Here is a 24405-nt window from a genome sequence, read left to right on the forward strand (position 1 = left end):
GATGCACGCGCCCCTCTGCGGCTCGGTGTGTGACAGCGGAGCGCTGGTGCCGGTAGACGAGGCCATTCGGCACCTGCTCGACCAGGCGCCGCCGCCCCCGCCCGTGCAGCGGATCGCCCTGGACCTGGCCCTGGCCCGCGTGCTGGCCAGCGACGTGCTTTGCCCGATGAACCTGCCGGCCTGGGACAACAGCGCCATGGACGGTTATGCCGTGCGCGCCGCCGATGTGCCGGCCGCTGGCGGCGCCCTGGCGTTGAGCGGGCGCATTGCCGCCGGTGATGGGCCGGGCGAGCCGCTGCAAACGGGTCAGGCCGTGCGGATCTTCACCGGGGCGCCGCTGCCACCCGGCGCCGACACGGTGGTGCCGCAGGAAAGCTGTCGGGTCGAAGGCGGGCGGGTCTGGCTGCCGGCGGTCAATCGCGGTGATCACGTACGCAAGGAAGGCGAGGAACGTCGGCAGGGGGACTGCCTGCTCAAGGCCGGTATGCGCCTGCGGGCCCAGGAGTTGGGCCTGCTGGCCGGTGCCGGGGTCGCCAAGGTCGAGGTGTTTCGTCCGCTGCAGGTGGGTTTGCTCAGCAGCGGCGATGAGCTGCGCGAGCCGGGCGAGACGCTGGCGCCGGGGCAGATCTACAACAGCAATAGGCACACGCTGGCCGCGTTGTTGCGCGGCTGGGGGTTCGAGGTGCATGACTTCGGTGTCATGCCCGATCAACTCCAGGCCAGCCGGCAGGCGTTGCGCCTGGCCGCCGCCGAGTGCGACGTGTTGCTGACCTCCGGCGGTGTGTCGGTGGGCGAGGAAGACCACCTCAAACAGGCCATCGCGGCCCTGGGCAATATCGACCTCTGGCGCCTGGCAATCCAGCCGGGCAAGCCGCTGGCCTTCGGCGATGTGGAGGGCAAGCCCTGGATCGGCCTGCCGGGCAATCCGTCGGCGGCGTTGATCACCGCGTTGATTGTCGTGCGCCCGTTCCTGTTCCGCGCTCAGGGCGTCGGCGATGTGCAGCCGGTGCCGTTGCGGGTGCCGGCGGGGTTCGACTGGCTCAAACGCAATCGGCGCCGGCAATACCTGCGTGCCCGCTTGATGACGGATGCCACAGGCCACCTGTGCGTGGAACTGCACCCCCAGCAAAGCTCGGCGATGCTGACGGCCGCCTGCTGGGCCGACGGCCTGGCAGTGGTGGAGTGCGAAGCCCAGGTCCACAAACATGAACCGGTGATGTACCTGCCGTTCGCCGGATTGATGCATTGACGGCAATTGATTGCCGTCAAGGTGGCCGGCCGCGGGCTGGCTAGACTGGCGGCCATCTTGGTTCGCTCACGAGGATGCCCCATGCAACTGGTTTGCCCGGCAGGGAATCTGCCTGCGCTCAAAGCGGCGGTGCGCCAAGGCGCCGATGCCGTCTACGTTGGTTTTCGCGATGACACCAACGCCCGGCATTTCGCCGGGCTGAACATGGACGACAAGCAGTTCGACGCCGCTGTCGCCCACATCCGCCAGCATCAGCGCAAGCTCTATGTGGCGGTCAACACCTACCCGCAACCCAAGGGTTGGGAACGTTGGCAGCGCGCCGTGGATCGCGCCGCCGACTTCGGCGTGGACGCGCTGATCGCCGCCGATCCGGGTGTGCTCGGCTACGCGCGCCAGCGTCATCCACATCTGGCGCTGCACCTGTCCGTGCAGGGTTCGGCCACCCATGCCGCGGCGTTGGCGTTCTACGCCGAGCGCTATGACATCCGCCGCGCCGTGCTGCCTCGGGTGCTCTCCCTGGCCCAGGTGCGCCAGGTGGCGGCCGCCAGCCCGGTGCCGATCGAAGTCTTCGGTTTCGGCAGCTTGTGCATCATGGCCGAAGGTCGCTGCCACCTGTCTTCCTACATCACCGGCGAGTCACCGAACCTGTGTGGCGTCTGCTCGCCCGCCAAGGCGGTGCGTTGGAGCGAAGACGCCCAAGGCCTCAGCGCACGCCTGAGCGAGGTGCTGATCGACCGCTACACCCCCGAGGAGCCGGCCGGCTACCCGACCCTGTGCAAGGGCCGTTTCCTGGTGGGCGGCAAGCGTTTCCATGCGCTGGAGGAACCCACCAGCCTCGACACCCTGGACCTGCTGCCGGAACTCACCGCCATCGGCGTCGAGGCGGTGAAGATCGAAGGGCGCCAGCGCAGCCCGGCCTACGTCGAGCAGGTGACCCGGGTCTGGCGCGCAGCGCTGGATGCCCACCGCGCCGCGCCGCAACGGTTCCGGGTCCAAGAAGAATGGCGCCAGGTCCTGGCCGGGCTGTCCGAAGGCAGCCAGACCACCCTGGGCGCCTACCATCGATCATGGCAATGAGGAAGGAACCCATGAAACTCAGCCTCGGACCGGTCCTGTTTTACTGGGACAAAACCCAACTGGGAAATTTCTATGCCCAAATGTCGGCATTGCCGCTGGACGTGATCTACCTGGGGGAAACCGTGTGCTCGAAGCGCCGGGCATTCTCCCTGGATCAATGGCTCGGCCTGGGCCGCGAGCTGCAAGCGTGCAGCCAGGCGCAGATCGTGTTGTCGAGCCTGACGCTGATCGAGGCCGCCTCGGAACTGTCCTCGTTGCGGCGGCTGTGCGACAACGGCCAATTGCTGGTGGAAGCCAACGACATGGGCGCGGTGCAGTTCCTGGCCGAGCGCAAACTGCCCTTCGTGGGCGGGCCGGCACTGAACCTGTACAACGGCCATTCTCTGGCCCAACTGCTCGACAGCGGTATGGTCCGCTGGGTGCCGCCGGTGGAGTGTTCGGCGGCGCTGATCAGCGACGTGCTGGAGCAAGTGCGGGAAATGGATCGCGCAGTGCCCGAAGTGGAGATCTTCGCCTACGGTCATCTACCGCTGGCGTATTCGGCGCGCTGCTTCACCGCGCGGGCCGAAAACCGGCCCAAGGACGACTGTCAGTTCTGTTGTATCAACTACCCCGACGGCCTGGCGTTGAGCAGCCAGGAGGGCCAGCCGTTGTTCACCCTCAACGGCATCCAGACGATGTCGGGCGAGGTCAGCAATCTGCTGGCCGACTACAACGCCCTGGTGGCCTGCGGGGCCCAGGTACTGCGCTTGAGCCCGCGGGCCCAGGGCATGGACGAGGTGGTCAATGCGTTCGATCGGGTTCGCCGCGGCGAGGCGCCACCGGTGTTCGTGGAAGGCTGCAACGGCTATTGGCACGGCCATGCCGGCATGTTGAAAGTAGAGGAGGCGGGCCTGTGCTGAGTCCAAAGCGATGGTTGCTCAAGGGCGCCGACCGGGTGCTGCCCCTGGTGGGCAAGGTGCCGTTCGTGGTCCAGCGCCTGGCCTTGCAGCAGGCACTGAACCGCTGCCTGGCCGAACCGCTGCGCGATGGCGGCTTCGACCTGTTGCGCGGTCGCTGGTTGTGCCTGCGGGTGCCGGACCTGAAGTTGTGCTGGTACCTGACCCTGGCGCGGGACGGCTTGCGCATTGCCGAGCGGGCTGAAGCCCAGGTCACCATTCGTGGCAACTGGCGCGAGTTCCTGCTGTTGGCCAGCCGCCAGGAAGACCCGGACACCTTGTTCTTCCGGCGGCGACTGGTGATCGAGGGGGACACGGAACTGGGGTTGGCCCTGAAGAACCTGATCGACAGCCTTGACCCCGAGGTCTTGCCGCCGTGGTTGTGGCGCAACCTGGAACGGGCGGGCAAGGGGCTGGCGACCGTGTGATGAAGACGCCGAACGCATTGCCCCTGGTGTATTCCTGCTCCGGTTGCTCCAACGTCGCGCAATTGGCCAACAACGTCGCCTTGCGCCTGGACCGTGCCGGCCTGGCCGAGATGTCCTGCATCGTCGGGGTCGGCGGGCATGTGGCGCCGCTGGTCAACAAGGCCCGCTCGGGGCGGCGGATCATTGCGCTGGATGGGTGTCCTTTGCAATGCGTCCAGGCGTGTTTACAGCAGCATGACCTGCGAGCGGATGTGCATGTGATTTTGAGTCAGTTGGGCTGGCGCAAGCGCTTCGGGGTCGATTGCACGCAAGAGGAGGGGGAGGCGTTGTTCGAGCGGTTGATAGCGTTGATGGGGGTTGATCGAAGTCCCTGAGCTAAACCTCAATCCCGTGGCGAGGGAGCTTGCTCCCGCTGGGGGGGCGAAGCACCCCCCAGGTTTGCCACAGCGGTGCGTCAGATTGATTGCGTCCGGCCTTCTTGGGGCTGCTGCGCAGCCCAGCGGGAGCAAGCTCCCTCGCCACGGTGCACTTGCCTGGGCTATTGCTGGTAAGCCTCCAGCGCTTCCTCAGCCAGGATGCGGATGTTGCGCCGCTCCATGGCGATCAGGCCGCCGTCCACCAATCGATGAAGAATGCGTGAGAACGTTTCCGGCTGGATCCCCAGCTTGGACGCCACCAGGCGCTTGGACACCTGGAGCACCACCTGGCCGTCCCGTGGGTCGCGTTCCTGCAACAGAAAGTTGATGACCCGCCGGCTGGCGCTGGCCAGGGTCAGGTTGTCGATGTCCTTGAGGCGCTGGTGCAGGTGGATGCTCATGCTCGCCAGGATCGCCAGGCAGACCTTGGGCTGGTCTTCCAGGGCCTTGCGGTAATGAGTGCCTTCGATGCTCACCAGCACGCTGTCCTTGATCGCCGACGCGCTCACCGGGTAGCAGCGGGCCTGGCTGAACAACAGGGCTTCGGCGAAGGTCTGCCCTGGCTGGATGATTTCCACCAGGTTTTCCTGGCCTTCACCCGTGACCCGAAACAGCTTGACCTGGCCGCTGACCAACAGGAAAAACCGCTTGGCCGGGTCGCCCTGGTGCATGAGCGTGCCGTTGCATTCCAGGCGCTTGAGGACAGCGAGGTTGCAGACGTCTTCGAAGACCCGCTCCGGCAATTGGCTGAACAGGTGATGACGGCGCAACAGTAGAACGATGGAAGGGTGAGTCAGCATGGCATACCTCCGGGTACGAACATGGTAGGGCGCCAGGCACCGCCGGCCTATGCCTCGGCAGGCCTACCTCGGAAGAGGGATGGAGACCGTCAGGTCAGTTCTGCACAACACCTTGTGGCGAGGGAGCTTGCTCCCGCTGACGGTGGGTCAGCTTGCATCTGTGCTGAATGTGCCGCCGTCTTCGCGGGCAAGCCCGCTCCCACAGGAGGAATGTGTTGGCCATCTAACCGGCCCCGCGCAGATGCTCCATCGCCCACACCGCGGCTTCGACCCGCGAGCGCAGGCCGAGCTTGTGCAGCAGGTTCTTCACGTGGACCTTGACCGTGCCCTCGGTGATGCCCAGCTTGTGGCCGATCACCTTGTTGCTGTAGCCGGCGGCGATGGTCTTGAGGACCTGGCGTTCGCGGTCGGTCAGTTCCACCTCGGCCTGGCGCGGTGGGGAACGCAGGGCCTGGGCCATGACCCGGGTCAGGCCGGGGCTGATGACCAGTGCGCCGGCGAGGGCATCGCGGATGTACTGGATCAGCAGCTCGGGCTCCATGTCCTTGAGCAGGTAGCCGTTAGCGTCCAGGCGCAGGGCGTCGCGGATGTCGTCCTCGGCGTCGGAGACGGTGAACAGCAGCACCTTGCCGCTGTAGTGCATGGCCCGCAGCCGCCGCAGGGTCTCGATGCCGTTCATCTGCGGCATGTTGTTGTCCAGCAACACCAGGTCGGGCTTGAGGGGGTCGATCAGTGTCAGCGCTTCTTCGCCGTGGCTGGCTTCGCCAACGATCTGTAGATCGTCTTCGAGCTCGAGCATCTGGCGGATCCCGCGACGCATCATCGGATGATCGTCGACCAAAAGGAGGGTATGGCGCAGGGGGGCGTTCATGTGGCGATGCCTTCGGTGGGTTGGCCCAGGAATTCCGGTTGGAAATGCACCTGGATGCAGGTGCCCTGGGGTGTACGGGAGAAAATCCGGAGTTGGCCCCGCAGGCTGCGGGCGCGTTCGTTCATGATGTTCAGGCCATGGTGCTCGCGCTGGTCCACCTCGCCACTGAACCCCCGGCCATCGTCTTCGATGGACAACCGGACGGTCTCGCCTTCCTGGCGCAGTTCGAGCCAGGCGTTCTCGGCGTGGGCGTGGCGCAGGCAGTTCGACAAGGCTTCGCGGGTGATCTGCAGGATGTGGATCTGCTCGCTGGCCGACAGCTCGAAGGCCAGGGGGTCGATGCGCAGGTGCACCTGGAAGTCCCCGCGGTGGGAGAACTCCTCGGCGGTGTCCTTGAGCTCTTCCACCAGGCCGTCGTCGTGAATCTGCAGGCGGAAGGTGGTCAGCAACTCGCGCAACTGGCGATAGGCGTTGTTGAGGCCCTCGCGCAGCTCGGCGGTGACGGTTTCGAGGGTCTGCACCGGTTCGCCCCGACGCAACAGGGTCTGCATGCGGCTGACTTGCAGCTTCATGTACGAGAGGGCCTGGGCGAGGGAGTCGTGCAGTTCGCGAGCGATGATGGTGCGCTCGTCCAGCAGCAGCAGGCGATGGTCCTGTTCGCGCTGGCGCTTGAGCGACAGGGTGGTGCCGATCAGGTTCGCCAGGGCCTGGATGAGGGCGCTCTCCCAGGGTTGCGCCGCGTGGCCGTCGACGAAATGGGCCTTGAGTTCGCCCAGGTCGTTGCCCTGGTTGCTGATGCTGAAGGTCAGCGGCCGGCCGCTCTGGTGTTGTTCGCACGTGGCGCAGTCACTGCTGGCACAGACCTGGCGACCGTTGGCGCCGTGCAGGGCCAGCAACTGGCGGGCCGGTGCCTGCAATTGCCCTTGCAGGCACAGCGACAGACGCAGCCCCGGCAGCCGTTGCTGGAAGCGCCGGATCAACTCATCGAGCCCTTCGGCGTTGGCCTGCCGCGTGGCGAGGCTGCGGCTGCTCTGGTACAGCAGCTCCAGGGCGGCGTTGGCCTGTTGCAGGTTGAGGGTCTTCTGTTGGACCTGGTTTTCTAGGGTGCGGTGCGATTGCTCGATGGTCTCGGCCATGGTGTTGAAACTGGTCGCCAACTGGCCCAGCTCATCCTCGGACTGATGGTTGACCCGCACCTGGAACTCGCCCCGGCGAAACCGCTGGGTGGCGTCCACCAGTTCCTGCAACGGTGTGACCACGCCGTACTGCAACTCATACAGGCCGATCAACAGGATGATCATGGTGCTGAACAGCGCCACGCCCTGGATCGTCTGCTGCCAACCCTGCTTGTGTTCGCTCTGGCGTTGCAGCAGCGTGACGAACTGGTCCAGTTGTTCGACGAAGGAGCTGGCGCTGGCCTGGAAGAACGCCGCGTCGCCGCGCTCGATGGCGGGGCGCAGGGTCTGGTTCCAGCGTTGTTGCAGGTCGCGATAACTGCGATGCAGGGACGTGGCCGGCCCGTCCTCCAGCACGGCGCGCAGGGCAGGGCTGTCCAGGCGCTGTTGCAGGCTGTCGACGATGGCCGGAATGTCCTCGCTGGCACCGGCCGCCAGCTTCCAGCTCAGGTGGTAGGTCTCCATGCGCACGGAGCCGGCGGTGTTGATGGCGGCAGCATCGCCCTGGCTGAACCAGGCGATCAACCCGGCGCTCAGGGAACTGGCCAGGGCGAGGACAGCGATCAGGATCACGGCGAGCCCGGCGCGAGCGGGCAGGGAACTGCGCAGCCAGCGCATCATGACCGCTGGCCTTGCAGGAAAAACTGAAACCCGGACATGGGAAGGCGCCTGGACCTTGGGGTATGGCAGCCGATCCTGGGTGCACTACCTCTAAAGAGTTGTCGGCCGCTGCGCTTCCATAAAAATCCCGGCCAATCTGTTCAAGATATTGATAAACAAAGACTTCCAGCAATATCCAGGTCTACCTCCTTGGAGGTAGACCGGCCAAGGATAGGCCAGTACCCCCAGGAAGCTCTTTGATCCACGTCAAGTTTTTACCGGGTTCGCATCACTAGGCTGCGCTCAACGAAATGACGGGAGTGCATCGCGATGCGAGCGCAAGTGCAACAAGGGCTGGTACTAGGGATGAGTACCTTGGCCTTCACCGTGTGCTTCATGGTCTGGATGATGTTTGCCGTGCTGGGCGTTCCGATCAAGGAAATGCTCACCCTCAACGAGACCCAATTCGGCCTGCTGGCCGCCACGCCGGTGCTGACCGGTTCCCTGGTGCGGTTGCCCTTGGGGCTGCTGACCGACCGTTTCGGCGGACGCATCGTGTTCTTCTTGTTGATGCTGTCCTGCGTGCTGCCGCTGTACCTGATCACCCTGGCGACCCAGTTCTGGCAATTCCTGGTACTGGGCCTGTTCGTCGGCCTGGCCGGCGGTTCGTTTTCGGTCGGCATCGCCTACGTCGCCAAATGGTTCGACAAACAGAACCAAGGTTTCGCCATGGGCGTGTTCGGTGCCGGCAACGCCGGGTCCGCGCTCACCAAGTTCCTGGCCCCGGCGCTGATCGCCCTGGGCACCTGGCACCTGGTGCCCAAGGTGTTCAGCGCCATCCTGTTCATCACCGCGCTGCTGTTCTGGTTCCTCACCGCCGAGAAAAAGGAGCACCGCAGCGTCAGTAGCACAAGCCTGCGCGAGCAACTCAAGGCATTGAAAGAGCCCGCCGTGTGGCGCTACTGCCAGTACTACTCGATCGTGTTCGGCGGCTACGTGGCCCTGGCCCTGTGGATGACCAAGTACTACGTGCAGGAGTACGGCTTCAGCCTGCAAAGCGCGGCACTGCTGGCGGCCTGCTTCTCCCTGCCCGGCGGCGTGCTGCGGGCCGTCGGCGGCTGGATGTCGGACCGCTGGGGCGCCCAGAGCGTGACCTGGTGGGTGCTGTGGGTCAGCTGGATCTGCCTGTTCCTGCTGTCGTACCCGCAGACACAACTGCAAGTACAGACCGTCAACGGCATCGTCGATTTCCACATCGGCCTCAACGCCACGCTGTTCACCGTGCTGCTGTTCGTGATGGGCATCGCCTTCGCGTTCGGCAAGGCCTCGGTCTTCAAGTACATCGCCAACGACTACCCGACCAACATGGGCGCGGTGTCCGGCATCGTCGGCCTGGCCGGCGGCCTGGGCGGGTTCGTGCTGCCGATCCTGTTTGGTGCCCTGGTGGACCTCACCGGCGTGCGCTCGTCCTGCTTCATGTTGCTGTACGGCGTGGTCTGGGTCTCGCTGATCTGGATGTACGTCTGCGAAATCCGCAAGCGCCCGCTGCTGGGCAAGTCGCCCGCCGCCAGCCAACCCCCGTTTTCCAGCATTGCCCAAGGAGAAGAACATGTCCGTTCTGCAAACGCCTGACAAAGGCCCGGTCATTCATGACTGGCGCCCGGAAGACCCTGCATTCTGGGGGCGCAGCGGCAAACAGACCGCTCGGCGCAACCTGTGGATCTCGATCCCGGCGCTGTTGCTCGCCTTCGCGGTGTGGATGGTCTGGAGCACGGTGATCGTGCGCCTGAACGCCATCGGCTTCAGCTTCAGCACCGACCAGCTGTTCTGGCTGGCCGCCTTGCCAGGGCTGTCGGGGGCAACCTTGCGGGTGTTCTACTCGTTCATGGTGCCGATCTTCGGCGGTCGCCGCTGGACCGCGCTGAGCACGGCCTCGCTGCTGGTGCCCGCGCTGTGGATGGGCTTCGCCGTGCAGGATCCGAGCACACCCTACAACGTGTTTGTGCTGATCGCCTTGCTCTGCGGTTTCGGCGGCGGCAACTTCGCCTCGAGCATGTCCAATATCAGCTTCTTCTACCCCAAGTCCCAGCAGGGCACTGCCCTGGGCCTGAACGCCGGGCTGGGCAACCTGGGTGTGTCGGTGATGCAGTTCAGCGTGCCGCTGGTGATTTCCTTCGGCGTGTTCGGCTTCCTCGGCGGCCAGCCGCAGGTGCTGGCCGATGGCAGCTCGCTGTGGTTGCAGAACGCCGGTTTCATCTGGGTGCCGTTCATCCTCGCCGTGACCGTGATCGCCTGGTTCGGCATGAACGACCTGTCCAGCGCCCGTGCCTCGTTCAGCGAGCAGGCGGTGATCTTCAAGCGCAAGCACAACTGGCTGATGTGCTGGCTGTACCTGGCCACCTTCGGTTCGTTCATCGGTTTCTCCGCCGCGTTCCCACTGCTGATCAAAACCTCGTTCCCGGACGTCATCGCCCTGAAGTTCGCTTTCCTGGGCCCACTGGTGGGCGCGCTGGTGCGGCCGCTGGGTGGCTGGCTGGCCGACAAACTCGGGGGCGCGAAGGTGACCCTGTGGAACTTCGTGCTGATGATCGTGATGGTGTTCGGCGTCATGCACTTCCTGCCGCAAGGCGGCCAGGGCGGCAGCTTCTACGGCTTCCTGGGGATGTTCATGCTGCTGTTCATCACCACCGGCGTGGGCAACGGCTCCACCTTCCGCATGATCCCGGTGATCTTCCGCACCCTGCACGAAAAGGCCGCCCTGGGCAAAAAGCCCGAGCTGCGTGAGCAGGCGCTCAAGGACGCCGGCAAGGAGTCGGCAGCGGTGCTCGGTTTCAGCTCGGCCATGGGCGCCTTCGGTGCGTTCTTCATTCCCAAGTCCTTCGGCACTTCGATGGCCCTGACCGGCGGCCCGGAGATGGCCTTCTACATGTTCGTCGGCTTCTACCTGAGCTGCATCGTGGTGACCTGGTGGTGGTACGCGCGCAAGGGTGCCGCGACCCCCTGCTAAGACGAATTCAACTGTTGCGTGGGCGGGGCGCAGACCCCGCGGAGCAAGCCTGAGAGGAAAGACACTGTGAGTCATTTACTGGATCAACTGCGGTTCTTCAACCGCAAGCAAGGCGAGTTTTCCGAGGGGCACGGCGAGACCCGCAAGGAGTCTCGGGACTGGGAGAACGTCTACCGTTCCCGCTGGCAGTACGACAAGATCGTGCGTTCTACCCACGGGGTGAACTGCACCGGCTCGTGCTCGTGGAAAATCTACGTCAAGAACGGCCTGATCACCTGGGAAACCCAGCAGACCGACTACCCGCGCACCCGCAACGACCTGCCCAACCATGAGCCACGCGGCTGCCCGCGTGGGGCGAGCTACAGCTGGTACATCTACAGCGCCAACCGCCTCAAGTACCCGAAGATCCGCAAGCCGTTGCTCAAGCTGTGGCGCCAGGCCCGGCAGACCCTGCCGCCGGTGGAAGCCTGGGCCAGCATCGTCGAGAACAAGGCCAAGGCCGACTCCTACAAGAGCAAGCGCGGCATGGGGGGCTTCATCCGTTCCAACTGGGAGGAAGTCAACGAGATCATCGCCGCCGCTAACGTCTACACCATCAAGCAACATGGCCCGGACCGGGTCGTGGGCTTCTCGCCGATCCCGGCGATGTCGATGGTCAGCTACGCCGCCGGCTCGCGCTACCTGTCGCTGATCGGTGGCGTGTGCCTGAGCTTCTATGACTGGTACTGCGACTTGCCGCCTGCCTCGCCGATGGTCTGGGGCGAGCAGACCGACGTGCCGGAATCGGCCGACTGGTACAACTCCAACTACATCATTGCCTGGGGCTCCAACGTCCCGCAGACCCGCACCCCCGACGCACACTTCTTTACCGAGGTGCGCTACAAGGGCACCAAGACCGTGGCGATCACCCCGGACTATTCGGAAGTCGCCAAGCTCACCGACCTGTGGCTCAACCCCAAGCAGGGTACCGACGCCGCGCTGGCCCAAGCCTTCAACCATGTGATCTTCAAAGAGTTTCACCTGGACAAGCCGAGCGCCTATTTCACCGACTACGCCAAGCGCTACACCGACTTGCCGGTGCTGGTGATGCTCAAGCCGATGCTCGGCGCCGCTCCGGGATCGGGTTACCAGCCCGATCGCTTCCTGCGCGCCAGCGACCTGACCGACAACCTCGGCCAGGACAACAACCCCGAGTGGAAAACCATCGCCCTGGATGCGGCCGGCGAGCTGGTGTCGCCCCAAGGCGCCATCGGCTATCGCTGGGGCGAGAAGGGCAAGTGGAACATCCTGCCGCGCGAAGGCGGCCAAGGGCGTGAGATCGACCTCAAGCTGAGCCTGATCGGCGGCGACGTCGCCGAAGTGGCGTTCCCGTACTTTGCCGGTGAAACCCAGGAGCACTTCCAGCACGTGGCCGGTGACGCGGTGCAGTTCCGCCGGGTGCCGGTGCACAGCGTGGTGCTGGCCGACGGCAGCGTGGCGAAAGTGGCCACCGTGTTCGACCTGTCGGCGGCCAACCTGGCCATCGACCGTGGCCTGGGCGGCGCCAACGTTGCCAAGGACTACGACGACGCCTCGGTGCCTGGCACCCCGGCCTGGCAGGAGCAGATCACTGGCGTGAGCCGCGAGAAGGCGATCCAGATCGCCCGCGAGTTCGCCGACAACGCCGACAAGACCCGTGGACGCTCGATGATCATCGTCGGGGCGGCGATGAACCACTGGTACCACATGGACATGAACTACCGCGGGCTGATCAACATGCTCATGCTCTGCGGTTGCATCGGCCAGACCGGCGGTGGCTGGGCCCACTACGTTGGCCAGGAAAAACTCCGTCCGCAGTGCGGCTGGCTGCCCCTGGCCTTCGGCCTGGACTGGAACCGTCCTTCGCGGCAGATGAACGGCACCAGCTTCTTCTACGGCCACAGTTCCCAATGGCGCCACGAGAAAATGAGCATGCACGATGTGCTCTCGCCATTGGCCGACAAGTCGCAGTTCCCCGAACACGCCCTGGACTACAACATCCGCGCCGAACGGGCCGGGTGGCTGCCCAGCGCGCCACAACTCAACACCAACCCGCTGCACATCTGCCGCGATGCCGCGGCCGCGGGCCTGGAACCCAAGGACTACGTGGTCAAGTCCTGGCAGGACGGTTCGCTGCGCTTTGCCTGCGAGCAACCCGACAACCCGGTGAACTTCCCGCGCAACATGTTCATCTGGCGCTCCAACCTGCTGGGCTCCTCGGGCAAGGGCCATGAGTACATGCTCAAGTACCTGCTGGGTACCAAGAACGGCGTGATGAACGAAGACATCGGCCAGGTCGGTGACTGCAAGCCGACCGAGGCCGAATGGGTCGACGAAGGCGCCATCGGCAAGCTCGACCTGGTGACCACCCTGGACTTCCGCATGTCCTCGACCTGCGTGTATTCGGACATCGTCTTGCCGACCGCCACCTGGTACGAAAAAGACGACATGAACACCTCCGACATGCACCCGTTCATCCACCCACTGTCGGCGGCCATCGATCCTGCGTGGGAATCGCGTTCGGACTGGGAAATCTACAAGGGCATCGCCAAGGCGTTCTCGGCCATGGCGGTCGGCCACCTGGGCGTGGAAAAAGACCTGGTCACCGTACCGCTGATGCACGACAGCGTCGGCGAACTGGCCCAGCCGTTTGGCGGCACCGACTGGAAAACCGCCGGCGAGGCGCCACAACCGGGCAAGAACGCACCGAACCTGCAAGTGGTGGAGCGCGACTACCCCAACATCTATAAGCAGTTCACTTCCCTGGGCCCGATGCTCGAGAAGCTCGGCAACGGCGGCAAGGGCATCAACTGGAACACCGAGGCCGAGGTGAAATTCCTTGGCGAACTGAACCACCACGAGGTCGAAGCTGGCATCAGCCAGGGCCGGCCAAAAATCGACAGCGCGATTGACGCCGCCGAAGTGATCCTGTCCCTGGCCCCGGAAACCAACGGCCACGTGGCGGTCAAGGCCTGGGCGGCCTTGTCGGAGTTCACCGGCATCGACCACAGCCACCTGGCCGTGCCCAAGGAACACGAGGCCATTCGCTTCCGTGACATCCAGGCCCAGCCGCGCAAGATCATTTCAAGCCCGACCTGGTCCGGCCTGGAAGACGATCACGTCAGCTACAACGCCGGCTACACCAACGTCCATGAGTCGATCCCATGGCGCACCATCACCGGCCGCCAGCAGTTCTACCAGGATCACCCTTGGATGCAGGCGTTCGGCGAGCAACTGATGAGCTACCGGCCACCGGTCAACACCCGCACCATCGACGTGGTCAAGGGCAAGCGCAGCAACGGCGAGACCGAGATCGTCCTGAACTGGATCACCCCGCACCAGAAATGGGGCATCCACAGCACCTACACCGACAACCTGCTGATGCTCACCTTGAGCCGTGGCGGCCCGATCATCTGGCTCTCCGAGATCGACGCCCGGCGCGCCGGCATCGAGGACAACGACTGGGTCGAGTGCTTCAACGCCAACGGCGCGCTGACCGCCCGCGCGGTGGTCAGCCAGCGGGTCAAGGAGGGCATGGTGATGATGTACCACGCCCAGGAACGGATCGTGAACGTGCCCGGCTCGGAAACCACCAAGACCCGCGGCGGCCACCACAACTCGGTGACCCGCGTGGTGCTCAAGCCCACCCACATGATCGGTGGCTACGCCCAGCAGGCCTACGGCTTCAACTATTACGGCACGGTCGGTTGCAACCGCGATGAATTCGTCGTGGTGCGCAAGATGGCCAAGGTCGACTGGCTCGACGGTTCCAGCGGCGATGACCTGCCGCGTCCCCTGCCGACTGAGCTGGATTGAGGAGATTGAAATGAAAATTCGTTCACAGATCGGCATGGTCCTGAACCTGGACAAGTGCATCGGTTGCCACACCTGTTCGATCACCTGCAAGAACGTCTGGACCAGCCGCGAAGGCATGGAATACGCCTGGTTCAACAACGTCGAGACCAAACCCGGGATCGGCTACCCCAAGGAATGGGAAAACCAGGACAAGTGGAAGGGCGGCTGGATCCGTAACGCCGACGGCTCGATCAACCCACGCATCGGCGGCAAGTTCCGCGTGTTGGCGAACATCTTCGCCAACCCGGACCTGCCGAGCCTGGACGACTACTACGAACCGTTCGACTTCGACTACCAGCACCTGCACACCGCTCCGCTGGGCGAGCACCAGCCTGTTGCGCGGCCGCGTTCGGTGGTGTCCGGCAAACGCATGGAGAAGATCGAGTGGGGCCCGAACTGGGAAGAAATTCTCGGTACCGAATTCGCCAAGCGGCGCAAGGACAAGAACTTCGACAAGATCCAGGCGGACATCTACGGCGAGTACGAAAACACCTTCATGATGTACCTGCCGCGCCTGTGCGAGCACTGCCTGAACCCGGCGTGCGCGGCGTCCTGCCCGAGCGGGGCGATCTACAAGCGCGAAGAGGACGGCATCGTCCTGATCGACCAGGAGAAATGCCGCGGCTGGCGCATGTGCATCAGCGGCTGCCCGTACAAGAAGATTTACTTCAACTGGAAGAGCGGCAAGTCGGAAAAATGCATTTTCTGCTACCCGCGCATCGAAGCCGGCATGCCGACTGTCTGCGCTGAAACCTGCGTGGGACGGATCCGCTACCTGGGCGTGCTGCTGTATGACGCCGACCGCATCAGCGAAGTGGCCAGCACCGCCAACGAGCAGGACCTGTACGAGAAACAGCTGGAAATTTTCCTCGACCCGAACGACCCGGCGGTGATCCGCCAGGCCCTGGCCGATGGCGTGCCACAGTCGGTGATCGACTCGGCGCAACGTTCGCCGGTGTACAAGATGGCCGTGGACTGGAAACTCGCGCTGCCGTTGCACCCTGAATACCGCACCCTGCCAATGGTCTGGTACGTGCCGCCGCTGTCGCCGATCCAGAACGCCGCCGCGGCCGGTACCGTCGGCATGAACGGGGTGATCCCGGACGTCGACAGCCTGCGCATCCCGCTGCGCTATCTGGCCAACCTGCTGACCGCTGGTGACGAGAAGCCGGTGAAGCTGGCCCTCAAGCGTTTGCTGGCGATGCGTGCCTACAAGCGTTCCGAGCAGGTGGACGGCGTGAAAGACCTGAAAGTGCTGGCCGATGTCGATTTGAGCGTGAACCAGGTGGAAGAGATGTATCGCTACCTGGCCATCGCCAACTACGAAGACCGTTTCGTCGTGCCAAGTGCCCACCGTGAAGACGCGATGAGCGACGCGTTCGCCGAACGCTCCGGTTGCGGTTTCAGTTTCGGCAGCGGTTGCAGCGGCAGTTCCGACACCAACATGTTCGGCGGCAAGAAGGCCAACCGTCGCGACGTGATCAAGACCGTGCAGTTGTGGGAGGACTGACCATGCGCATTCTCAAGGTGATTTCGTTGTTGCTCGACTACCCGACCGAGACCCTGGTGGCCGGTCGCGACGAGCTGGAGGAAGCAATTCTCCAGGCGCGGGAAATCAGTCCCAACCAGCGCGCCGGTCTGTTCGAGCTGCTGGAAGTGATCTGCGCCAAGGACCTGATGGACGGCCAGGAGCACTACGGCGCGCTGTTCGGCCGCGGTCGGTCGCTGTCGTTGCTGCTGTTCGAGCATGTCCATGGCGAGTCCCGCGACCGGGGCCAGGCCATGGTGGACATGATGGCCCAGTACGAAGAGGCCGGTTTCGCCATCGGCGTCAAGGAGCTGCCGGATTACATCCCGCTGTACCTGGAATACCTCTCCACCCGCGAGGACCTCGAGGCCCGCGAGGGGCTGGCCGATGTCGCGCACTTGCTGGCCTTGCTCGCGGCGCGCCTGGAGGAGCGTGAAAGCGCCTATGCCAGTTGCTTCCGGGCCTTGTTGCAAATCGCCGGGGCCGAGCCCCAGGGCGCGGTGGCCGAACTGCGCGAGCAGGTCAAGGCCGAGCCGAGGGATGACTCCCTCGAAGCCCTGGACCGGATCTGGGAGGAAGAGGCGGTGGACTTCCTGAAGGCCGAGCAGCAGGACCGTTGCGGTTCGCTGCCCAGCGCGCCGGGCAAGGCCAGGGAAGAAAGTGCGGTGCCGTTGCACTGGGTGGATTTTCAGCATGAAGGGCAGGCCGTTGCGCCGGCCGGGGAGGTGGGCAATGTCTAAATGGGATCTGTTGTTGTTCGGGGTCTATCCGTATGTCGCCTTGGCGATCTGCCTGATCGGTAGCTGGGCACGGTTCGACCTGTCCCAGTACACCTGGAAGGCCGGTTCCAGCCAGATGCTGAACAAGAGCGGCATGCGCGTGGCCAGCAACCTGTTCCACGTCGGCGTGCTGTTCGTGCTGGCCGGGCATTTCGTCGGCCTGCTGACGCCGGCCGCGATCTACCACCATGTGCTGAGCACCGAGCACAAGCAGTTGCTGGCGATGGTTTCCGGTGGCTTCTTCGGCGTGCTGGGCCTGATCGGTTTGCTGATGCTGCTCAACCGCCGCCTGACCGATCCACGGGTGCGTGCCACGTCCAACACCTCGGACATCCTGGTGTTGGTGGTACTGCTGGTGCAACTGGTGCTGGGCTTGCTGACCATCGTCGCTTCCACCGGCCATATGGACGGTTCGGTAATGGTGATGCTGGCGGACTGGGCACAGAACACCGTGCTGTTGCGTCCGGTGGAAGCCGCGACCTCCATCGCGCCGGTGAGCCTGGTCTACAAGCTCCATGTGGTGCTGGGCCTGACCCTGTTCGTGCTGTTCCCGTTCACCCGTCTGGTGCACATCATCAGTGCGCCGGTCTGGTACCTGGGACGTCGTTATCAAATCGTTCGGCAGAAGTTCTGAGGAGGCGATCATGGCCAGTGGATGCGGATGTGGTGGCGGTAACGGCGGCAGCGGCGGCTGCGGTTCTTCGGCAAAGGCCGCGCCGATGACGGCCTCGGTGGCCGAGGTCGAACCGGTGCAGTACGCACCGGCCCAGGCGGCGCCGGTGGCGGTGGACGAGGCCCCGGCCGAGTTGATCGCCAGCAGTGAACAGGAATGGCCGATCATCAGCGTCAACGGGGTGTCGATCACCCCGCAGGCGATGGCCCAGGAGCTGCAGTATCACCCGGCGGACAGCCGCGAAGAGGCGCTCTACCAGGCGGCGCGGGCCTTGGTGATCCGCGAGTTGCTGCAGCAGCGCATCGCCGAGCTGGGCCTGTCCCTGCAGGTTGGTGCCGGTGAAAACGAAGAGGAAGCGGCGACGCGGCTGTTGCTCGAACAGGAGGTGCAGGTGCCGCATTGTGACGAGGCCACCTGCCTGCGCTATTACGACAGCAATCTGGCGCGCTTTCACAGCGCCCCGTTGCTAGCGGTGCGGCACATCCTGCTCGAATGCGCGCCGGACGATGCCGAGGCTCGCAGCCTCGCCCACGTCCAGGCCGAGCTGCTGCTGGAACGCTTGGATCAGTTCCCAGGCAGCTTTGCCGAGCTGGCCCAGAAGTACTCGGCCTGTCCGTCCAAGGAGCAGGGCGGGTCGCTGGGGCAGATCAGCAAGGGCCAGACGGTGCCTGAGCTGGAGCGCCAGCTGTTTGCCTTGCCGGCGGGGCTGTGTAGCAAGCCGCTGGAAAGTCGCTATGGCTGGCACGTGATCAGTGTCGACCAACGCATCGACGGCCAGCCGCTGCCCTACGAGGCGGTGGCGACGGCGATCCGTACCCAGTTGCAGCAAGGCGTCTGGCAAAAAGCGCTGGTGCAATACCTGCAGACCCTGATCGGTGCGGCGGACATCCGCGGCATTCGTCTGCAGGGTGCCGATTCGCCGCTGGTGCAGTAGCACCGGGTCAACCAGGGGATAACCATGAACGCCGTGTTGCAGGACGGGTTTGGACGCCAGATCGATTATCTGCGGATGTCGGTGACCGATCGTTGTGATTTTCGCTGTGTGTATTGCATGGCGAAAAACATGACGTTCCTGCCCCGTCAGCAGGTGTTGACCCTGGAGGAGTTGCAGCGCTTGGCGCGGCTGTTCGTGGGGCTGGGGGTGAAGAAGATTCGCCTGACTGGTGGCGAGCCGCTGATCCGTCCGGGCATCGTCGGGCTGTGCCGCGATATCGCGGCCTTGCCCGGCCTGCGTGAGCTGGTGATGACCAGCAACGGCTCGCAGCTGGGGCGACTGGCCCGGCCGTTGGTCGATGCTGGCGTCAAGCGCATGAATATCAGCCTCGACAGCCTGGACGGGGAGCGGTTTCGGGCGATCACCCGCAACGGCAACCTCGACCAGGTGCTGGCCGGGATTGAAGCGGCGAAATCGGCGGGCTTCGAGCGGGTCAAGCTCAACTGCGTGGTGATGAAGGGGCGCAATTACGACGAGGTGCCTGCGTTGGTGCAGTACGCCATCGACCAACGCATCGACATCAGCTTCATCGAGGAAATGCCGTTGGGGGAGGTGGGGCGTTCCCGGGGCGAGTCGTTCTGTTCCAGCGACGAGGTGCGGGCCGCGATCGCCAGCCGGCATCGCTTGCTCGACAGCGCCGAAAGCAGCGGCGGGCCGGCGCGTTATGTGCGCCTGGAGCGGCATCCGGACACCCGGATCGGCTTCATCTCGCCAAACACCCATAACTTCTGCGCCAGTTGCAACCGCGTGCGCCTGACGGTCGAAGGGCGCTTGCTGCTGTGCCTGGGGCAGGAGGACTCCCTTGACCTGCGCGGCCTGCTACGACGCTATCCGCTGCAAGACCTGCCATTGATCCAGGCGGTGCAACAGGCCTTGCGCGGCAAACCCCAGCGCCACGACTTCAACCCCGGTGGCGAGGTGCAGGTCGTGCGGTTCATGAACATGAGTGGGGGGTGAGGATACTCGTCGCTTATGCCATCGCCTTCGCGGGCGAGCCCGCTCCCACAGGAACTTCACTGAAGATCCCGTGTGGGAGCGGGCTTGCCCGCGAAGGGGCCGGTACATCCACTGCCTCGCACACTGATTCACCCTCATCGCAAGGCCCCGAAAATTGTTCTTCAGGCCTTCTCCCGATTCTTGACATCAATCAATTGCAAACCCACCTTTCACCCGTACCCTTCACTGCATATTGTGTTTTATGAATTAAAAAAGCCTATATGTAGTGTCTGGAGCCCAAATGCAAAGCACATTGATCTCAGTAGGGTGCAACCGCCTGCACAAGCGCGACGGCAGCGTGGTGGCCTTTGACGCGGACAAGATCCGCCAGGCCTTGATCGCCGCCGGCAAGGCCACCGGCGAGTACGCCGAGGCGCAAGCCGAAGGGTTGCTGGAGGCGGTGCTGGCGCGTCTGGAAGGGCAAACGCGACTGAGTGTCGAGCAGATCCAGGACCGGGTCGAGCGGGTGCTCATGGACGCCGGGTTCTTCCTCTCCATGCGCGCCTACATCGTCTATCGCGAGCAGCATGGTCGCCTGCGCCGGGATCGCCGCACGCTGGTGGAAGTCGCCACGTCGATGAACGAATACCTCGACCGCGAAGACTGGCGCGTGCAGGCCAACGCCAACCAGGGCTATTCCCTCGGCGGGCTGATCCTCAACGTGTCGGGCAAGGTCACCGCCAACTACTGGCTCGACGAGGTCTACAGCCAGGCCATCGGCCAGGCGCACCGCGAGGCCGACCTGCACATCCACGACCTGGACATGCTCGCCGGCTACTGTGCCGGCTGGTCCTTGCGCACGCTGCTGCACGATGGCCTCAACGGCGTGCCGGGGCGGGTCGAGGCCGGGCCGCCCAAGCACCTGAGCAGCGCCCTGGGGCAGATGGTGAATTTCCTCGGCACCTTGCAGAACGAATGGGCCGGCGCCCAGGCGTTCAGCTCGTTCGACACCTACCTGGCACCCTACGTGCGCAAGGACAACCTCAGCTACGATGAGGTCCGCCAGTCGTTGCAGGAATTCATCTACAACCTTAACGTGCCGTCGCGCTGGGGCACGCAGACGCCGTTCACCAACCTGACCTTCGACTGGGTCTGCCCACAGGATCTGCGCGAGCAGATCCCGATCATCGGCGGTGAAGAGATGCCGTTCGCCTATGGCGACCTGCAAGCGGAAATGGAGTTGCTCAACCGCGCCTACATCGAAGTGATGCAGGCCGGCGACGCGAAAGGGCGGGTGTTCACGTTCCCGATCCCGACCTACAACATCACCCATGACTTCCCGTGGGACAGCGAAAACGCCGACCGCCTGTTCGAGATGACCGCACGCTACGGTTTGCCGTACTTCCAGAACTTCCTCAACTCGGACATGCAACCCAATCAGGTGCGGTCGATGTGCTGCCGCTTGCAACTGGACGTGCGCGAGCTGCTCAAGCGCGGTGGCGGCTTGTTCGGTTCGGCGGAGCAGACCGGCTCGCTTGGGGTGGTGACGATCAACTGCGCTCGCCTGGGCTACCTGTACAAGGGCGACACCAGTGCCTTGCTGCAACGCCTCGATGCCCTGATGGAGCTGGCGAAGGAAAGCCTGGAGGTCAAGCGCAAGGTCATCCAGCACCACATGGACGCCGGCCTGTACCCCTACACCAAGCGTTACCTGGGCACCTTGCGCAACCACTTCTCCACCATCGGCGTGAACGGCCTGCACGAAATGCTGCGCAACTTCACTGATGACCAGCAGGGCCTGCACACCGAACAGGGCCGGGCCTTCGCCCTGAGGCTGCTGGACCACGTGCGTGCGACGCTGCTGCGCTTCCAGGAGGAAACCGGCCACCTCTACAACCTGGAGGCCACGCCTGCCGAAGGCACCACGTACCGTTTCGCCAAGGAAGACCTCAAGCGCTACCCCGACATCCTGCAGGCCGGCAGCCCGGTGGCGCCGTACTACACCAACTCTTCGCAACTGCCGGTGGGGTTCACCGACGACCCGTTCGAGGCCCTCGAACTGCAAGACGAACTGCAGTGCAAATACACCGGCGGCACCGTGTTGCACCTGTACATGGCCGAGCAGATCTCCTCCACGCAGGCCTGCAAGCAACTGGTGCGCAAGGCGCTCGGGCGCTTCCGCCTGCCGTACCTGACCATCACGCCGACCTTTTCCATCTGCCCGGTCCACGGTTACCTGGCCGGCGAACACGAGTTCTGTCCCAAATGCGACGAGGCCTTGCTGCTGCAACAGCAACAGGCCGGCAGCGTCCACTGATCCGATCCATCGACCGCAAGGAGCTTTACCATGAATGCATCGAGCACGGCCCCACAGACCCCTGTCGCGCAAGCGCAACGTCAACGTTGTGAAGTCTGGACCCGAGTGATGGGCTATCACCGTCCGGTGGCGGCGTTCAACCCCGGCAAGCAGTCCGAGCATCGCGAGCGGGTGCACTTCACCGAACGCGCGGCCGGGCGTCCATGAGTCGAGTGCTGCGGGTCGGGGGCATGGTGCCCCTGACCACCCTCGATTACCCGGGCCAACTGGCGTGCGTGCTGTTCTGCCAGGGCTGCGCCTGGCGTTGTCGTTATTGCCATAACCCGCAACTGATCCCGCCTCGTGGCAGCGAGGAAGTGGATTGGTGCCGCGTGCTGGCGTTCCTGCAACGCCGCCAGGACCTGCTCGACGCCGTGGTGTTCAGCGGCGGCGAACCGACCTTGCAGGACGGCCTCGCCTCGGCCATGGACGAAGTTCGGCAGATGGGGTTTCGCATCGGCTTGCACAGTGCCGGCATCAAGCCGGCGGCCTTTGCCAAGGTGGTCGGGCAAGCCGACTGGGTGGGGTTCGACATCAAGGCCCTGCCCGAGGATGCCCTGGACGTGACCCGGGTCGAAGGCAGCGGCAGCGCCAACTGGCGCAGCCTCGACCACTTGCTCGAAAGCGGCGTGGATTACGAATGTCGCACCACGGTGCATTGGCACCTGTTCGATCCCGAGCGGCTGCTGACCCTGGCCCGGCGCCTGAGCGAACGTGGCGTCAGGCGCTTTGCCGTGCAGCTGGTACGCACTGCGCGGATGCTCGACCCTCATCTTTCCAGCGTCTCGGCACAAGGCTTGCAACCCGAGCTATGGGCCGCCATGCGCGAATTGTTCCCCGCGTTCGTGTTGCGCAGTTGACCGACCGCTGCAGGGCACGATTCACCGCGGCCCGGAACCACCGGGCCATTCCTTTTTTTGGTTTTCAAATGCGCTGCCAGCCGGCAGGTAGTTGAACAGGGAGCATTTGACATGACCAGACTCACCACCGCCCAACGCATCGTGATCGGCTTTGCCATCGCGCCATTGGCCTTGATCGCCCTGGCGCTGTACGCCTTGAACGACCTGGCGATGCTGCGCGACCAGTCCGAGCAGATCGTGCGACAGGATTGGCCGAAGATCGATCCGATCATGGTCATCGCCACCGGTGTGCGCGATAACGCCAGGAACACCCGTGACTTGTTGATCGACAAGGACAATGGGCAAGTCCAGCAGTCCATCGACGCCACCCGGCAACGCATCACCCAGGCCTTTGCCACCCTCGAACCGTTGTTCGACCAGCCCGAAGGCCAGGCGGCATACGCGCAGTTGAAGAAGCGCCGCGAGGCCTACGTCGCCGCGTTCGTCCAGGTGCAGGCGTTGATCCGCCAGGGCGCGACGGATGAGGCGATGAAGCAACTCAAGCAAGGCGTGATCCCGGCGGAGCAGGAGGTGTACAAGAGCCTCGAAGGGATCATGGCGATGCAGGGCAAGGTCTTTGTCGAGCGCGAACGCCAGGCCCAGGCGCGCTACAGCGACGCGCGGCGCAACATGCTGGCGTTGGTTCTGGCCTGTTTGGCGGTGGTCGCCAGTGTCGCGATCCTGGTGACCCGCAGCGTGACGCGGCCCTTGGGCGGGGAGCCCGACGATGCGGCGCGGGTGCTGAGCCACATCGCCCAGGGCGACCTGACGATCCGGGTGCCGGTGGGCGTTGGCGCCAACGACAGCGTGATGAACCACATGCACGACATGCAACAGAGCCTCAACAGCATGGTCCGGCACATCGCGGCGTCGGTGGACCGGGTGGCCAGCTCCTCGGAAGAGTTGAGTGCCGTGAGCAGCCAGACCAACAGCACCTTGCAGTTGCAGGGCCAGGAAATCGAACAGGCCGCGGCGGCGGTGAACCAGATGACCGCTGCCGTGGACGAGGTGGCGCGCAACGCGGTAAGCACCAGCGAAGCTTCGCGGGTGTCGGAGCGCACCGCCCAGCGCGGCCGTGAGCAAGTCCAGGAAACGGTCGCCTCCATCACTGCGCTGGCGGACGGCGTGACGGACACCTCCGGGCGGATCCAGCAACTGGCCGGGCGGGTCCAGGACATCAGTTCGGTGCTGGACGTGATCCGCAACGTGGCCGAGCAGACCAACCTGCTGGCACTGAACGCCGCCATTGAAGCGGCTCGGGCCGGGGATGCCGGCCGCGGCTTTGCCGTGGTGGCCGACGAGGTCCGGGCGCTGGCCCATCGTACCCAGGATTCAACCCGGGAAATCGAGGACATGATCGGCAATATCCGCGAGGACAGCGGGCACGCGGTGACGGCCATGCAACACAACAGCGAGCTGGTGCAGACCACGCTGCAAGTGGCCCAACGTTCCGGCGAGGCCCTGGATGAAATCGCTCGCTCGATCTCGCAGATCAACGAGCGCAACCTGATGATCGCCAGCGCCACGGAACAGCAGGCCCTGGTGGCCCGCGAGGTGGACCGCAACCTGGTGGGCATCCGCAACCTGTCCGAGCAGGTGCTGCTCGGCGCCCGGCACACCGACAGCGCAGGCCAGGACCTGGCCCAGATGGCCGGCTCACTGCATCAGACGGTGGCGCGCTTCAAGGTGTAGCAGGGTGGGGCATTACGGCCCCTCGGTGGGAGCATGCTTTCAGTGACCTATGCATCACCGACACACTGCGGACACCCTGTGGGAGCGGGCTTGCCCGCGAAAGCGGTCTCTCAG

18 protein-coding genes and 1 pseudogene are annotated in these 24405 nt (G+C 64.4%); 16 read left to right on the forward strand and 3 right to left on the reverse strand.

Annotation, left to right across the window (positions count from 1 at the left end; translation table 11 throughout):
• Position 1 precedes the first annotated feature (1 nt).
• From glp to V3H56_RS12135, 5 genes are all read left to right on the forward strand, one after another.
• A complete protein-coding gene (gene glp, locus V3H56_RS12115) occupies positions 2 to 1249 on the forward strand; it encodes a gephyrin-like molybdotransferase Glp (protein WP_338474688.1) in 1248 nt (415 codons plus the stop codon).
• Positions 1250 to 1330: 81 nt separating this feature from the next.
• Positions 1331 to 2326, forward strand: a complete 996-nt coding sequence (locus tag V3H56_RS12120) for a peptidase U32 family protein (protein ID WP_042729955.1) — start codon at positions 1331 to 1333, stop codon at positions 2324 to 2326.
• An 11-nt stretch (positions 2327 to 2337) separates the two neighbouring features.
• A complete protein-coding gene (locus V3H56_RS12125; RefSeq protein WP_042729954.1) occupies positions 2338 to 3228 on the forward strand; it encodes a U32 family peptidase in 891 nt (296 codons plus the stop codon).
• Positions 3222 to 3692, forward strand: a complete 471-nt coding sequence (locus V3H56_RS12130; RefSeq protein WP_042729953.1) for an SCP2 sterol-binding domain-containing protein — start codon at positions 3222 to 3224, stop codon at positions 3690 to 3692. Before V3H56_RS12125 ends, V3H56_RS12130 begins: the two co-directional genes overlap by 7 nt.
• Positions 3692 to 4066, forward strand: a complete 375-nt coding sequence (locus V3H56_RS12135; protein WP_047738020.1) for a putative zinc-binding protein — start codon at positions 3692 to 3694, stop codon at positions 4064 to 4066. Before V3H56_RS12130 ends, V3H56_RS12135 begins: the two co-directional genes overlap by 1 nt.
• 164 nt (positions 4067 to 4230) lie before the next feature.
• On the opposite strand, the gene V3H56_RS12140 is transcribed toward V3H56_RS12135, so the two are convergent.
• The 3 genes from V3H56_RS12140 to V3H56_RS12150 all read right to left on the reverse strand — a co-directional run bounded on the left by V3H56_RS12140 (position 4231) and on the right by V3H56_RS12150 (position 7575).
• Positions 4231 to 4908, reverse strand: a complete 678-nt coding sequence (locus tag V3H56_RS12140; protein ID WP_042729951.1) for a Crp/Fnr family transcriptional regulator — start codon at positions 4906 to 4908, stop codon at positions 4231 to 4233.
• Positions 4909 to 5131: 223 nt separating this feature from the next.
• The gene (gene narL / locus V3H56_RS12145) at positions 5132 to 5779 is read right to left on the reverse strand and encodes a two-component system response regulator NarL (protein ID WP_047738021.1); all 648 of its coding nucleotides are present in this window, start codon (positions 5777 to 5779) and stop codon (positions 5132 to 5134) included.
• Entirely contained in the window at positions 5776 to 7575 is a 1800-nt protein-coding gene (locus V3H56_RS12150) for a HAMP domain-containing protein (RefSeq protein ID WP_123578117.1), read from the reverse strand. The genes narL and V3H56_RS12150 overlap by 4 nt, the downstream gene beginning before the upstream one ends.
• A gap of 309 nt (positions 7576 to 7884) precedes the next feature.
• Between V3H56_RS12150 and V3H56_RS12155 the strand changes: the two genes are divergently transcribed.
• From V3H56_RS12155 to V3H56_RS12205, 11 genes and pseudogenes are all read left to right on the forward strand, one after another.
• On the forward strand, positions 7885 to 9186 hold the full coding sequence (locus tag V3H56_RS12155) for a nitrate/nitrite transporter (protein WP_047738023.1): 1302 nt from the start codon (positions 7885 to 7887) through the stop codon (positions 9184 to 9186).
• Positions 9164 to 10561: a NarK family nitrate/nitrite MFS transporter gene (locus tag V3H56_RS12160; RefSeq protein WP_042729947.1), complete on the forward strand. Its 1398-nt coding sequence runs from the start codon at positions 9164 to 9166 to the stop codon at positions 10559 to 10561. Before V3H56_RS12155 ends, V3H56_RS12160 begins: the two co-directional genes overlap by 23 nt.
• Before the next feature lie 66 nt (positions 10562 to 10627).
• On the forward strand, positions 10628 to 14395 hold the full coding sequence (locus V3H56_RS12165; RefSeq protein WP_047738026.1) for a nitrate reductase subunit alpha: 3768 nt from the start codon (positions 10628 to 10630) through the stop codon (positions 14393 to 14395).
• 10 nt (positions 14396 to 14405) lie between these two features.
• Positions 14406 to 15944, forward strand: coding sequence for a nitrate reductase subunit beta (gene narH, locus V3H56_RS12170; protein ID WP_042732204.1), 1539 nt, complete (start codon positions 14406 to 14408; stop codon positions 15942 to 15944).
• A 2-nt stretch (positions 15945 to 15946) separates the two neighbouring features.
• Positions 15947 to 16702 carry a nitrate reductase molybdenum cofactor assembly chaperone gene (narJ, locus tag V3H56_RS12175; protein WP_047738027.1) on the forward strand — a complete coding sequence of 252 codons (756 nt, stop codon included), beginning with the start codon at positions 15947 to 15949 and terminating at the stop codon, positions 16700 to 16702.
• Positions 16695 to 17375, forward strand: a complete 681-nt coding sequence (gene narI, locus V3H56_RS12180; protein ID WP_042732202.1) for a respiratory nitrate reductase subunit gamma — start codon at positions 16695 to 16697, stop codon at positions 17373 to 17375. The genes narJ and narI overlap by 8 nt, the downstream gene beginning before the upstream one ends.
• A 10-nt stretch (positions 17376 to 17385) precedes the next feature.
• Positions 17386 to 18348: a peptidylprolyl isomerase gene (locus tag V3H56_RS12185; RefSeq protein ID WP_338474689.1), complete on the forward strand. Its 963-nt coding sequence runs from the start codon at positions 17386 to 17388 to the stop codon at positions 18346 to 18348.
• 24 nt (positions 18349 to 18372) lie between these two features.
• Complete coding sequence (gene moaA / locus V3H56_RS12190) at positions 18373 to 19365, forward strand: GTP 3',8-cyclase MoaA (protein ID WP_338474690.1); 993 nt, start codon at positions 18373 to 18375, stop codon at positions 19363 to 19365.
• Positions 19366 to 19645: 280 nt separating this feature from the next.
• Positions 19646 to 21868, forward strand: a pseudogene (locus V3H56_RS12195) (ribonucleoside triphosphate reductase).
• Positions 21865 to 22560, forward strand: a complete 696-nt coding sequence (locus V3H56_RS12200; RefSeq protein WP_047738033.1) for an anaerobic ribonucleoside-triphosphate reductase activating protein — start codon at positions 21865 to 21867, stop codon at positions 22558 to 22560. The pseudogene V3H56_RS12195 and the gene V3H56_RS12200 overlap by 4 nt, the downstream one beginning before the upstream one ends.
• 111 nt (positions 22561 to 22671) lie before the next feature.
• Positions 22672 to 24291 carry a methyl-accepting chemotaxis protein gene (locus V3H56_RS12205; protein WP_042728373.1) on the forward strand — a complete coding sequence of 540 codons (1620 nt, stop codon included), beginning with the start codon at positions 22672 to 22674 and terminating at the stop codon, positions 24289 to 24291.
• Positions 24292 to 24405 lie beyond the last annotated feature (114 nt).

The organism is Pseudomonas sp. MS646 (assembly GCF_036693845.1).
Lineage (GTDB): Bacteria > Pseudomonadota > Gammaproteobacteria > Pseudomonadales > Pseudomonadaceae > Aquipseudomonas > Aquipseudomonas chlororaphis_E.